This window comes from Xanthomonas sp. LF02-5 (assembly GCF_034105325.1).
In the GTDB taxonomy this organism is placed as follows: domain Bacteria; phylum Pseudomonadota; class Gammaproteobacteria; order Xanthomonadales; family Xanthomonadaceae; genus Xanthomonas_A; species Xanthomonas_A sontii.
This window is the reverse complement of record NZ_JAXGGF010000008.1, coordinates 185,324-198,481: the sequence shown is the minus strand read 5'-3', so window position 1 is coordinate 198,481 and position 13,158 is coordinate 185,324. Positions and strand designations below refer to the sequence as shown.

The window sequence follows — 13,158 nt, the reverse complement described above, 5'->3', positions numbered from 1 at the left end:
GGCCCTCACTTCAGCCCCCGTCCCCAAGGAGTCGTTCCATGAAACCGAGCTTTCCCATGCTGCTGGTCCTGCTGCTCGCCGCCAGCCCCAGCACCTTCGCCCAGTCCCAGCAGATGATCCCGCCGGAGATGGCCACCCGTTTCGTCGGCAAGGACGGCATGGTCTGCGGCAAGGTCGAGAAAGCCAAGTACGCGCAGAATTCCGAAGGCGAGCCGACCTTCCTGTACATGGGCGGCATGTTCCCGCGCCACACCTTCTCCGCCCGCATCGCCGGCGCCGACCGCAGCAAGTTCGGCTTCGCCCCGGAAACCCTGGAAGGCAAGGACGTGTGCGTGATCGGCAAGATCGAGCGGGACAGCTCGCGTGCCGAAATCCAGGTCAGCGCGCCGTCCAGCCTGAAGCTGGCCACCATCAAGTAAGCCATTGCGCCGCCGTGCTGGACCCGTGCACACGGTCCGGCGCGGCGGCGTTTGCTTTTTTGCCCCTTGTCGTCCCCCTCCGAATTATGGGAAACGCGCTCATGCAGTGGATTAAAGATCTGAAGGTGATGCCCAAACTGATGCTGGCGTTCGGCGTCGTGCTGGCGTTGATGCTGATCCAGGGCGTGGCCGCCTACCGCGGTCTTAACTCGCTCGATGGCGTGACCACGAATGTGTCGTCGCAGGTGGTGCCGAGCGTGCGCACCGGCGGCGAAATGCGCGGCATCCTCGGCGAGTACCGCAACGCGGCCTACCAGAGCCTGATCCGCAGCAGCGATGCGCTGAAGAAGGAATCGGCCGCGCGCAAGGTTGCGCTGAAGAAGCAGATGGACCAGATCCTGGCCCAATATCCGCCCAAGATCGGCAGCCCGCAGGAAAAGACCATCTACGACCGTCTGGTCGCCGACTGGAAGAAGGCCAGCGCCTCCTACCAGTCCGTCGACGAAATGCTGCAGCTCGACCTGCACGACGACGCCATCGATACCTTCACCGGTGAGACCCGCACCCTGCACAACAAGGTGGTGGACGACGTCGTCGCCCTGATCGCCGAGAACGATCGCCAGGCCAAGGCCGCGGCCGACGCCGCCAGCGGCACCTATCGCAATGCCTCGGCAACCCTGCTGATCTGCCTGCTGATCGGCCTTGGCGCAGCGGTCGGTCTGGCCTTCCTGTTCGGGCGGATGCTCGCCAACAGCGTGCGCGATGCGGTCAAGGTGGCCAGCGACGTCGCCGCCGGCAAGCTCGACGGACATATCGACGCCAACAGCAAGGACGAGATCGGCGAGCTGATGCAGGCGCTCAAGCGCATGCAGCAGGACCTGCGCGGGCGCATCGAGCGCGACGCCGCGGTCGCCGCCGAGAACCTGCGCATCCGCACCGCGCTGGACAATTCCTCGACCGGCATGTTCATCGTCGATCTGGACTACAACATCGTCTACGCCAACCCGTCGATGCAGGGCCTCACCGACAAGTACGCCGAGCAGATCCACTCGGTGGCGCCGGCTTTCGATTCGAGCCTGCCGCTGGTCGGCTCGCCGGTGACGGTGCTGGAGTACGGCAACCAGCACGATCCCAAGACCCTGGCGGAGCTGGAAAAGAAGGGGGTGATGGAACGCGAGATGGCCTACGTCGACGCGCGCGTCGCCCAGACCATCACCGCCATCCGCGACCAGCACGGCACGCACATCGGCTTTGTCTGCGAATCGCGCGACCGCACCCTGGAAGCGCAGGTCGAGCAGGAAGTGGCCAAGATCGTGCGCGAGGCCGCCGCGGGCGACCTCAGCGGGCGCGTCGGCATCGAAGGCAAGCACGGCTTCTTCCTGCAGCTGGCGCAGCAGCTCAATGGCCTGCTGCAGGCCAACGGCGACAGCATCGGCCAAGTGTCCAGGCTGCTGACCGCGCTGTCGCAGGGCGACCTCACCGCGCGCATGCATGGCGATTTCCAGGGCGTGTTCGCGACCATGCGCGACGACGCCAACGCCACCGCCGAGCAGCTGGCGGCCATCGTCGGCCGCATCCAGCAGGCGGCGAACGCGATCAATGCCGCCGCCGGCGAGATCGCCGCCGGCAACGACGACCTTTCGCGCCGCACCGAGCAGCAGGCGGCGAACCTGGAAGAGACCGCCGCCTCGATGGAGGAACTGACCTCCACCGTGCGCCAGAACGCCGAGCACGCGCGCCAGGCCAACCAGTTGGCCGGCGGCGCCGCCACGGTCGCCTCGCAGGGCGGCAGTGTGGTCGGCCAGGTGGTGCAGACCATGAGCGGGATCGAGGCGTCCTCGAAGAAGATCGCCGACATCATCAGCGTCATCGACGGCATCGCCTTCCAGACCAACATCCTGGCGCTCAACGCCGCGGTGGAAGCCGCGCGTGCCGGCGAACAGGGCCGCGGCTTCGCGGTGGTCGCCAGCGAAGTGCGCACCCTCGCCCAGCGCTCGGCCAACGCCGCCAAGGAGATCAAGGGCCTGATCGACGCGTCGGTGAGCCAGGTGGCCAACGGCTCGACCCTGGTGCGCCAGGCCGGCCAGACCATGACCGAAATCGTCGCTTCGGTGCAACGCGTCACCGACATCATGGGCGAGATCGCCGCCGCCTCGCAGGAGCAGTCGGCCGGCATCGAGCAGGTCAACCAGACCGTCACCCAGATGGACGAAACCACCCAGCAGAACGCCGCGCTGGTGGAAGAAGCCACCGCCGCCGCGCGTTCGATGGAAGAGCAGGCCGGCCAGCTGATCGAGGCCGTGTCGATCTTCCGCGTCGAGCAGTCGGCGCAGGCCAGCGCGGTCCACGCGCCGCAGGCCGTGTCCGCGCCGCGGCCGGCAGCGCCGGCGAAGAAGCCTGCGGCCGTCGCCGCCGCCAAGCCGGCGGCGGTGCGTGCCCGCAAGGTCGAGCCGGCCCTGGCCGATTCGGACTGGCAGGAGTTCTGAGACAGGCCCGGCCTGTCGCTGCATCCCCCCATCCCCGGCCTTCGCGCCGGGGATTTTTTTGACCGCCGCGCCAGCGCGAGGATTGTCTACGGATCGGTCGCGCCGCACGCTCAATTTCCCCGTTCCCGGAGCCGTTAAACCTTTGGGAACCTTTCCAAGGATCAGGTCGATGTCGTCTCGCTCGTTGCTCACCCGCCTCTCGGATCTGCCGCTGCGCCGCAAGTTCCTCTGGCAGACCTTGTTGCTGGGTGCCGGCATCGTCCTGCTGGCGGTGATTGCCGCGCGCATGCAGTACCTGGACATCCGCAACACGCGCGAGCAGGCACTGAAGAGCCAGATCGAGCTGGCGCTGGGCGTGGTGCGCGCCTATGCGGCCGAGGTGGACAAGGGCAGCATGCCGCTGGCCGAGGCGCAGCGCACCGCCCTGCGCACCCTGGAATCGATGCGCGCCCGCGACGGCGTGGACTACTTCTACGTGCACGACCTGCACCCGACCATGCTGATGCACCCCACCCGCCACGACCTGGTCGGCAAGGACATCGGCCAGGTGCTCAGCGCCGACGGCAAGCCGATCTTCCGCGAGTTCGTGAAGGCAGCCGAGGCCGGCGGCGGCTACGTCGACTACCTGTGGCCCAAGCCCGGCAGCGACAAGCCGGTCGAAAAAATCTCCTACAACGCCGCGTTCGCGCCCTGGCACTGGGTGATCGGCACCGGCGTGTACATGGACGACGTGCAGGCGCAGGCGCTGGTCTTCACCGGGGTGATGACCCTGGCCGGCGGCATCCTGGTGCTGCTCACCTTCGGCATCAACTGGCTGATCGGCAGTTCGGTGCTGCGACCGGTATCGCGCAGCCTGGAGGCGATCCGCGCGGTGTCGCGCGGCGACCTCAGCGTGCGCATCGACAATCCCGGCCGCGACGAGACCGGCGAGATGCTGCGCGCCACCGGCGAAATGATCCGGATGCTGGAACGCTTCTCCAGCGAGACCGCACGGATGGCCGTGCTGCACGCCGACAAGGACATGTCCCACCGCATGCCGGAGGACTTCCCCGGCGTGTACGGCGACCTGGCTGCCAGCATCAACCGCATGATGTTCGAGCACCTGGACGCGATCGTCGACGCCATCGCGGTGCTCAACGAATACGCCAATGGCGACCTGCGCCGCGACGCGCGCCGCCTGCCAGGCAGCCGCGCGGTGCTGCACGAATCGATGGACGCGGCCAAGGCCAGCCTGCTGGCGATCAACACCGAGATCAAGCGCCTGGCCGCGGCCGCCGCCGCCGGCGACTTCAGCGTGCGCGGCGACGCCGGCCGGTTCCAGCACGACTTCCGGCTGATGGTGCAGGACCTCAACGCGATGATGGAGGTCAGCGACCGCAACCTGGGCAAGCTGTCGACGCTGCTGCAGGCCATCGCCGCCGGCGACCTGACCGCGCGCATGCACGGCGACTTCCACGGCGTGTTCGCAAGGATGCGCCAGGATGCCAATACCACCGCCGACCAGCTCGCCGACATCGTCGGCCGCATCCAGACCGCGGCGCGCAGCATCCACGGCGCCACCACCGAACTGGCCGCCGGCAACGACGACCTGTCGCGCCGCACCGAACAACAGGCGGCCAACCTGGAAGAGACCGCGGCCTCGATGGAGGAGCTGACCTCCACGGTCAAGCAGAACGCCGAGCACGCCCGCCAGGCCAACCAGCTCGCCACCGGCGCGGCCGCGGTGGCCTCGCAGGGCGGCCAGGTGGTCGGCCAGGTGGTCACCACCATGAACGGGATCGAGGCTTCGTCGAAGAAGATCGCCGACATCATCGGCGTCATCGATGGCATCGCCTTCCAGACCAACATCCTGGCACTCAATGCCGCGGTGGAAGCCGCCCGCGCCGGCGAACAGGGCCGCGGCTTCGCCGTGGTCGCCAGCGAGGTCCGCACCCTCGCCCAGCGCTCGGCCAGCGCGGCCAAGGAGATCAAGACGCTGATCGACGACTCGGTCGGCCGCGTGAGCGAAGGTTCGGCCCTGGTCGACCAGGCCGGTCGCACCATGCAGGAGATCGTCGCCTCGGTGCAGCGGGTGACCGACATCATCGGCGAGATCGCCGCGGCCTCGCAGGAGCAGTCGATGGGCATCGAGCAGGTCAGCCGCACCGTGGCGCAGATGGACCAGGCGATCCAGCAGAACGTCGCCGTGGTCGAGGAAGCCAGCGCCTCGGCGCGGGCGCTGGAAGACCAGGGCCGCCGGCTCGGCGAGGCGGCGGCGGTGTTCCGGCTGGCCCCGGCGCAGGCCGGCGCGAACGGCGGCGCAGGCCCCACGCCCGCGGCCCCCGCACGCGGCGCGGCGCGGCAGGCGCCGCTGCGGCTGGTGCGCAAGGCAGTCCCGGCCATCAAGGCCGATTGAGCGGCCATACCGTTGCGATAGAAACAATCACGCACGACACGCCGATTCGCACCACGGCGCGGTTCAAGCTATCGCCGCGCTAGTCGATATCAGGATCACGCTTCGTGGTCCGCGCACGTCACCGCCGGATCACCACCGCGACCGTTCAGGGAGCACGTGATGCCCAGCCGCCGACATCCGCCATCGTCCACCCTCCCGTCGCGGCGCCGCGGCGCCGCACGCGCGCCCCTGTTCGGCATGGGTTCCCGCCCGCCTGCGCGCGCCGCCACTGGCGCGGCGCTGCCCTCGCCGCGCTTCGTCTCCGCCGGCTGACCGCCGGCCGCCCTGCTTTTTTCAACCGCTGCTGCACATGGAATGCCCATGAACGTACTTGCGCACCTGAAAATCCGCGACAAGCTGATCTTCGCCTTCGCCGTGACCACGCTGCTGACGGTCGTGCTGGGAGGCTTTACCTACTCCCGGACCAACCTGTCCATCGCCGAGCTCAAGCACATCCAGCACGATTGGGTGCCGGCGACCCAGGCACTGGCCGAGGTGCGCGCGCAACTGGGCGAATTCCGTACCTACGAACTGGCGCAACTGTCGCGCGCCGGCGATCCCCAGGCCCAGGCCGATTACTTCAAGCGCATGCAGAAGGTGCGCACGGAGGTGGCGAAGAACCAGCAGGTCATCGCCGCGATGATGCGCGACCAGAAGCAGGTGCAGATGTACGCCGGCGTGCAGGAGACGCTGAAGGCTTACCTGCAGGCCAACACCGAGATGGGTGCGGCGCTGCGCGCCGGCGACGTGGCCGGCGCACAGAAGATCTCCGACACCCAGTCGCGGACGCTGCGCCGGACCCTGTTCGAGCGCATCGTGGCGCTGACCCAGTACAACGTCGCCGAACTGAACCGGGAGATGGATCTCGCCGACAGCCAGCTGTCCAACACCAAGACCCTGATCGTGACGCTGCTCGGGCTGGCCGTGCTGTTCGCCAGCGTCACCGCCTGGCTGATCGCGCGCGGGATGGCGCGCCAACTGCACGCGGCCAAGCGCCTGTCGCAGGCGGTGGCGCGCGGCGAACTGGAGGGCGCCACCTATCCGCACGGCAAGGACGAGATCGGCGAGCTGATGGACGACATGCTGATCATGCGCTCGCGCATCCACAGCGTGATCCGCGCCCAGGAGGAGATGGCCCGGCAGCACGCGTGCGGCACCATCAGCTACCGCATGGACGAGAACGCCTTCCCCGGCGAGTACGGGCAGATGGTCAAGGGCACCAACGAACTGGTGGCCTCGCACATCGCGGTGAAGATGCGACTGCTACAGATCATCCAGCGCTATGCGATCGGCGACCTGTCCGAAGACATGGACCGCCTGCCCGGCGAGAAGGCCGTGCTCACCGAAACCATGGACATGGCCAAGCAGAACCTGACCGCGATGAGCGAGCAGATCAAGCAGCTGGCGGAGGCGGCCGCGGCCGGCGCCTTCGGCACGCGCGGCGACCCGGAACGTTTCCAGTACGGGTTCCGGGTGATGGTGCAGGATCTCAACGCGATGATGGAGGTCAGCGACCGCAACCTGGGCGAGCTGTCCACGCTGCTGCGGGCCATCGCCGCCGGCGACCTGACCGCGCGCATGCACGGCGAGTTCCATGGCGTGTTCGGTCGCATGCGCGACGACGCCAACGCCACCGCCGCGCAGCTGGCGGCGATCGTCGGCCGCATCCATGCCGCCGCCGCCAACATCAATGTCGCCTCCACCGAGATCGCCAGCGGCAACGGCGACCTGTCGCGCCGCACCGAACAGCAGGCGGCCAGCCTGGAGCGCACCGCCGCCTCGATGGAGGAGCTGACCTCCACGGTCAAGCAGAACGCCGAGTACGCACGCCAGGCCAACCAGCTTGCGGCCGGCGCCGCCGCGGTGGCCTCGCAGGGCGGCGACGTGGTCGGCCACGTGGTCACCACCATGAACGGGATCGAGGCCTCGTCGAAGAAGATCGCCGACATCATCGGCGTGATCGACGGCATCGCCTTCCAGACCAACATCCTGGCACTGAACGCGGCCGTCGAGGCCGCGCGCGCCGGCGATCAGGGCCGTGGCTTCGCCGTGGTCGCCACCGAGGTACGCACCCTCGCCCAGCGTTCGGCCAATGCCGCCAAGGAGATCAAGACGCTGATCGACGAGTCGGTGGGCCGCGTCGCCGAAGGCTCGGCCCTGGTCGACCAGGCGGGCCGCACCATGAGCGAGATCGTGACCTCGGTGCGCCGCGTCACCGACATCATGGGCGAGATCGCCGCCGCCTCGCAGGAGCAGTCCGCCGGCATCGAGCAGGTCAACCAGACCGTGGTGCAGATGGACGAGAGCACCCAGCAGAACGCCGCGCTGGTGGAAGAAGCCACCGCCGCGGCGCGCTCGATGGAGGAACAGGCCGGCCAGTTGGGCGCGGCCATCGCCGCTTTCAAGCTGGACACCTACCACGGCGTGGCCGCCAACGCGCCGACGGCGCAAGCCGCGCCGGCCCCGGCCCGCGCCAGGCCCCGTGCGGCGGCGCGCCCGCGCCCCGCCAGCGCCGCCGCCAGCGAGGCCCAGTGGCAGGAGTTCTGAGCCCGCACGCCACCGCCGGCGCTCTTTCCTGACTGCCGGCTGTCAATTTCGTCCGTTCCCGGCCGATAACCCGATTGACCGACCATCGCTGCGCATCATGGCCATCCAGACTCCCGCTTCGCCCTCCTCCGGTTCCGACAATCGCGACTTCGACTTCAGCGACCGCGATTTCAAGCGGGTCTGCGACCTGATCTACCAGAAGGCCGGCATCGCCCTGGCCCCGGCCAAGCGCGACATGGTCTACGGCCGGCTGTCGCGGCGCCTGCGCGTGCTGGGCCTGCGCTCGTTCCGCGACTACCTGGACTGGCTGGAGCGCGACGGCGGCGACGAATGGGAGGCGTTCACCAATGCGCTGACCACCAACCTGACCTCGTTCTTCCGCGAGCCGCACCATTTCGAGCGGCTGCGCGAAGAGTTGCAGAAGCACTCCGGCGCGGCGCCGCTGAAGATCTGGTCCTGCGCCTCGTCCACCGGCGAGGAGCCCTACTCGCTGGCGATCACCGCCTGCGAGGCGTTCGGCACGCTGACCCCGCCGGTGCGGATCCTGGCCACCGACGTCGACACCCAGGTGCTGGCCACCGCCTCGCGCGGCGTCTACGCGCTGGAACGCGTCGCCAGCCTCGATCCCGCCCTCAAGCGCAAGTATTTCCAGCGCGGCAGCGGCGCCAACGAAGGCCACTGCCGGGTGCTGCCGGCGCTGCGCGACCTGCTCGAATTCCGCCAGCTCAACCTGCTGGAACCGCGCTACGACGTGGCCGGCCCGTACCTGGCGCTGTTCTGCCGCAACGTGATGATCTATTTCGACAAGCCCACCCAGCGCGGCATCCTGTCGCGGCTGATTCCGCACCTGGACGACGACGGCATGCTCTACACCGGCCATTCGGAGAACTATCTGCATGCGGCCGACCTGATCCAGCCCTGCGGCCGCACGCTGTATCGCCGGGCGCAGAAGGATCGCGCATGAGCGCCGCGGCCATGGCCCTGGACCAGGTGATGCGCTATCACGACACGCGCTTCCAGACGATGGCGGCCAAGCTGTTGCCGACCCAGTACCTGGTGGTGGACGACGACACCGCGCTGACCACCATCCTGGGCTCGTGCGTGGCCGCCTGCATCCGCGACCCGCTGCTGAAGATCGGCGGCATGAACCACTTCATGCTGCCCGACGGCCAGAGCGGCGACGGCGCGCCGGCCCGATACGGCAGCTATGCGATGGAAGTGCTGATCAACGACCTGCTCAAGCGCGGCGCCGCCCGCAACCGCCTGGAAGCCAAGGTGTTCGGCGGCGGCAACGTGCTCAAGGGCTTCACCAACAATCCGGTCGGCACGCGCAACGCCGACTTCGTACTGAACTACCTCAAGGCCGAACATATCCCGGTGGTGGCCGAGGATCTGCGCGGCATCCATCCGCGCAAGATCTGGTTCTTTCCCGCTACCGGCCGCGTGGTCGTGCAGCGCCTGCCGCACGCGCACGAGGAAGCCGAAATCGCCGCGGCCGAGTCGGCGGTGCGCGCCCGTCTCGCCAAAGCCCCCGTCACCGGTGCCGTGGAGTTGTTCGAATGAGCCTGGAAGCCCCTTGCCGCGTGCTGATCGTCGACGACTCGGCGGTCGTGCGACAGATCCTTACCGAAATCCTGTCGGGCGCGCCCGGCGTGGAAGTGGTCGGCTCGGCCGCCGACCCGCTGCTGGCGCGCGAGAAGATCAAGCGTCTGAATCCGGACGTGATCACCCTGGACGTGGAAATGCCGCGCATGGACGGGCTGGCGTTCCTGGAAAACCTGATGCGGCTGCGGCCCACGCCGGTGGTGATGATTTCCTCGCTGACCGAGCGCGGCGCCGACACCACCCTGCAGGCGTTGTCGCTGGGCGCGGTCGACTTCGTCTCCAAGCCCAAGCTCGACGTGGCCCGCGGGCTGGAGGAGTACGCCGAAGAGATCATCGCCAAGGTCAAGAACGCGTCCAAGGCCAAGGTCCGCGCCCTGGACCGGCCGGCCGCGCCGAAACCGGCCGGCGCCACCGCCACGCCCGCCGCGGTGTCCTCGCTGAAGTTCCGCACCACCGACCGGCTGATCGCCATCGGCGCCTCCGCCGGCGGCACCGAAGCGCTGCGCGTGGTGCTGGAAGGCATGCCGGCCGACGCGCCTGCGGTGGTCATGACCCAGCACCTGCCGGCCGGCTTCAGCACCGCGTTCGCCGACCGCCTCAACCGGCACTCGGCCATGGCCGTGCGCGAAGCGACCGAAGGCGAAGCGATCCTGCCCGGCCACGCCTACCTGCCGCCCGGCGGCAAGCACCTGCAGGTGATCCGCGACGGTGCGCGCTGGCGCTGCAAGATCGACGACGGCCCGCCGGTCAACCGGCACAAGCCGGCGGTGGACGTGCTGTTCCAGTCGGTGGCACGCAACGCCGGCGCCAACGCCATCGGCGCGATCCTCACCGGCATGGGCGACGACGGCGCGCGCGGCCTGCTGGAAATGCTGCAGGCCGGGGCCAGCACCCTGGTCCAGGACGAGGCCACCAGCGTGGTCTGGGGCATGCCCGGCACCGCCTTCCGCCTGGGCGCGGCGCAGGAGGTCTTGCCGCTGGACAAGATCGCCGAGCGGCTGATCGCCTTGTCCGTGCAGGCGCGCTGACACCATGCCGGGCCGCCGCGTCACAACGTCGAGCGTGCCCAGCGACGTCAGCGTGGAGGCGGCGCGGGTGGCATCGGCCCGTTCCGAACTGGACCTGCTGCTCTGCCTGCAGTACGCGCCGGAAGGCGTGCTGATCGTCGATCCGCAGGCGCGTGTGGTTGCCTTCAACCACACCGCCGAGGCGCTGTGGAACCGTCCCCGCGCGCAGGTGCTGGGGCGGCCGCTCGGCGAGTTGGCCGATGCCGACGTGCGCGACGACTTCCTCGCGCATTGCCTGCACGACGGCGGCAGCGGCAGCTACGAGCTGCTGTTGCGCGACTACGATGGCGCAGCGCGCTGGCTGGCGGTGAGCGCAGCGCGGGCACCGCAGCACTACAGCCAATTGCAGGTGCTGTTCGTGCGCGACATCAGCGCCGAGCGCGCCCGCGACGCCAGGATGCGGCTGCTGTCGCTGGCGCTGGACTCCAGCGACAACGCCATCGTCGTCTGCGATCCGGAATTGAACACCCTCTATGTCAACGCCGGCTTCAGCCAGGTGTTCGGCTACGCCGAGAGCGAAGTGCTGGGACGCCTGCCCAGCAGCGTGCTGAGCGGCCCCGGCACCGACCTGCAGACCGTGCAGCACACCCGCGAACGCGTGCGCGCCGGTTTCGGCCACCAGGCCGACATCCTGGCCTACCGCAAGGACGGCACGCCGCTGTGGGCCACCCTGGTGGCCACCCCCATCGCCAGCGAGGACGGCAGCCAACAGCACTACATCCTCTCGTTCACCGACATCACCCAGAGCAAGATGCACGAGGTGCTGCACAAGAACGTGCTGGATGCGCTGGTCCGCGAACAGCCGCTGATCGAGGTCGCCACGCTGATCTGCAAGGAGGTCGAGCGCATCGCGCCGGAACTGATGGCCGCCATCGTGAGTGTGGACGGCAACGGCTGCCTGCAGCCGCTGGCGGCGCCGAGCATGCCGGCGCGGTTCGGCGAGACCATGAACAACATGCGCGCCGGACCGCGGGCCGGCGCCCTCGCCACCTCGATCTGGCGCGGCAAGCAGGTACTGGTCCTCGACCCGCACACCGACCCGCTGTTCGCCGACTACATGGGGCTGGTGCAGCATGTGCAGTTGGGCACCTGCGTGGCCACCCCGATCAAGTCCAGCAGCGGTCGCGTCCTCGGCAGCTTCGCGCTGTGCTATCGGCAGGTGCGCGAGCCATTGGCCTGGCACCTGCGCCTGATCGAGCTCTGCGTGCATCTGTGCGCCCTGGCGCTGGAACGCGAGCAGACCAGGGCACGCGTGCACCAGCTCGCCTTCTACGACTCGCTCACCGGCCTGCCCAACCGGGTGATGTTCAGCGCCCGCGCCGAGCAGGCGCTGGCCGCCGCCGAGCATCAGGGCGCACCGGTGGCGATCCTGTTCGTGGACCTCGACCGCTTCAAGCGCATCAACGAGACCCAGGGCCATGCCGCCGGCGACGGCCTGCTGCGCGACATCGCCCAGCGCATCGGCGACACCCTGGGCCTGACCGATCTGGTCGGTCGCCAGGCCGGCGACGAGTTCGTGCTGATGCTGCCGAACTGCAGCGTCGAACAGGCCGCCGGCGTCGCCGAGCGCCTGCTGCTGGTTCTGGCCGAGCCGCTGGTGGTGGGCCAGGTGACCCTGCACCCCAGCGCCAGCATCGGCGTGGCCATGTTCCCCGACGACGGCCGCGACATCGAGACCTTGCTGCGCCATGCCGACCTGGCCATGTTCCGGGCCAAGCACGAAGGCGGCGACAGCGTGCGTTACTTCAGTTCCGACATGAACCGCATGGCGCAGGAACGCGTGGCAATGGAGACCGCGCTGCGCGACGCCCTGCATCGCAACAAACTGCAGCTGCACTACCAGCCGCAACTGGACAGCCAGGCGCCGCACGCGCTTTACGGCGTGGAGGCGCTGCTGCGTTGGGAACATCCCAATCTCGGCGCGATCTCGCCGGCGCGGTTCGTGCCGATGGCCGAAGAATGTGGGCTGATCGACGAACTCGGGCAGTGGGTCTTGCGCGAAGCCTGCCGGCAGATGGCCGACTGGCGTCTGCGCGGCATCGCGGTGCCGCGCGTGGCGGTGAACCTGTCGGCGAACAACTTCGCCGACCCCGAATTGCCCACGCGGGTGGAAGGCCTGCTCACCGCGTCCGGCCTGCAACCGTCCGACCTGGCACTGGAAATGACCGAGAGCGTCATGCTCTCCAACACCAACGCGGTGCTGGCCAACCTGCGCCAGTTGCAGGCCAGCGGCGTGCTGCTGTCGCTGGACGACTTCGGCACCGGCTATTCCAGCCTCAGCCATCTGCACCAGTTGCCGGTCAACGAGCTCAAGCTGGACATGAGCTTCGTCAGCGACCTGGAGCACTGCCAGACCTCGCGGGCGCTGACCACCTCGGTGCTGCGGATCGGCGAAACCCTGGGCATGCACACGGTCGCCGAGGGCGTGGAAACCGAAGCGCAACGCGCGTTCCTGGCGCGGCTGGGCTGCCGCGTGCTGCAGGGCTTCCTGTTCGCGCCGGCGCTGCCGGCGGCGGCGCTGGAACACTGGCTGCAGGGGCGAGCGTCCGCACCACAGGCCTAGCGCAGGCAAGCGGCGAACCCGCCGTCGTACGCAGCGC

At 68.8% G+C, this 13,158-nt stretch carries 8 protein-coding genes; all 8 read left to right on the top strand.

All coding sequences use genetic code 11. The features are described 5' to 3' along the window. The first annotated feature begins 56 nt into the window (after nucleotides 1-56). Nucleotides 57-419 (top strand): hypothetical protein, encoded by a 363-nt coding sequence (locus SLW52_RS19185; RefSeq protein WP_017910574.1) that lies wholly within the window; start codon nucleotides 57-59, stop codon nucleotides 417-419. 101 nt (nucleotides 420-520) lie between these two features. Next, the gene (locus SLW52_RS19180; protein ID WP_152180626.1) at nucleotides 521-2,905 is read left to right on the top strand and encodes a methyl-accepting chemotaxis protein; all 2,385 of its coding nucleotides are present in this window, start codon (nucleotides 521-523) and stop codon (nucleotides 2,903-2,905) included. 169 nt (nucleotides 2,906-3,074) lie between these two features. Beyond that, nucleotides 3,075-5,300 carry a methyl-accepting chemotaxis protein gene (locus SLW52_RS19175; protein WP_320740905.1) on the top strand — a complete coding sequence of 742 codons (2,226 nt, stop codon included), beginning with the start codon at nucleotides 3,075-3,077 and terminating at the stop codon, nucleotides 5,298-5,300. Nucleotides 5,301-5,660: 360 nt separating this feature from the next. Beyond that, nucleotides 5,661-7,886: a methyl-accepting chemotaxis protein gene (locus SLW52_RS19170; RefSeq protein WP_320740906.1), complete on the top strand. Its 2,226-nt coding sequence runs from the start codon at nucleotides 5,661-5,663 to the stop codon at nucleotides 7,884-7,886. Nucleotides 7,887-7,983: 97 nt separating this feature from the next. After that, entirely contained in the window at nucleotides 7,984-8,850 is an 867-nt protein-coding gene (locus SLW52_RS19165) for a CheR family methyltransferase (protein WP_152238835.1), read from the top strand. Next, complete coding sequence (gene cheD, locus SLW52_RS19160) at nucleotides 8,847-9,449, top strand: chemoreceptor glutamine deamidase CheD (protein ID WP_017908723.1); 603 nt, start codon at nucleotides 8,847-8,849, stop codon at nucleotides 9,447-9,449. Before SLW52_RS19165 ends, cheD begins: the two co-directional genes overlap by 4 nt. Further along, on the top strand, nucleotides 9,446-10,519 hold the full coding sequence (locus SLW52_RS19155) for a chemotaxis response regulator protein-glutamate methylesterase (protein ID WP_026143996.1): 1,074 nt from the start codon (nucleotides 9,446-9,448) through the stop codon (nucleotides 10,517-10,519). Before cheD ends, SLW52_RS19155 begins: the two co-directional genes overlap by 4 nt. Nucleotides 10,520-10,523: 4 nt before the next feature. Beyond that, nucleotides 10,524-13,121, top strand: a complete 2,598-nt coding sequence (locus tag SLW52_RS19150; RefSeq protein WP_267084381.1) for an EAL domain-containing protein — start codon at nucleotides 10,524-10,526, stop codon at nucleotides 13,119-13,121. Nucleotides 13,122-13,158: the final 37 nt, after the last annotated feature.

Coding starts and splice junctions, on each gene's coding strand:
- SLW52_RS19170 (WP_320740906.1), top strand. CDS start 5,661: ATGAACGTACTTGCGCACCTGAAAATCCGCGACAAGCTGATCTTCGCC.
- SLW52_RS19150 (WP_267084381.1), top strand. CDS start 10,524: ATGCCGGGCCGCCGCGTCACAACGTCGAGCGTGCCCAGCGACGTCAGC.
- cheD (WP_017908723.1), top strand. CDS start 8,847: ATGAGCGCCGCGGCCATGGCCCTGGACCAGGTGATGCGCTATCACGAC.
- SLW52_RS19185 (WP_017910574.1), top strand. CDS start 57: ATGCTGCTGGTCCTGCTGCTCGCCGCCAGCCCCAGCACCTTCGCCCAG.
- SLW52_RS19180 (WP_152180626.1), top strand. CDS start 521: ATGCAGTGGATTAAAGATCTGAAGGTGATGCCCAAACTGATGCTGGCG.
- SLW52_RS19175 (WP_320740905.1), top strand. CDS start 3,075: ATGTCGTCTCGCTCGTTGCTCACCCGCCTCTCGGATCTGCCGCTGCGC.
- SLW52_RS19155 (WP_026143996.1), top strand. CDS start 9,446: ATGAGCCTGGAAGCCCCTTGCCGCGTGCTGATCGTCGACGACTCGGCG.
- SLW52_RS19165 (WP_152238835.1), top strand. CDS start 7,984: ATGGCCATCCAGACTCCCGCTTCGCCCTCCTCCGGTTCCGACAATCGC.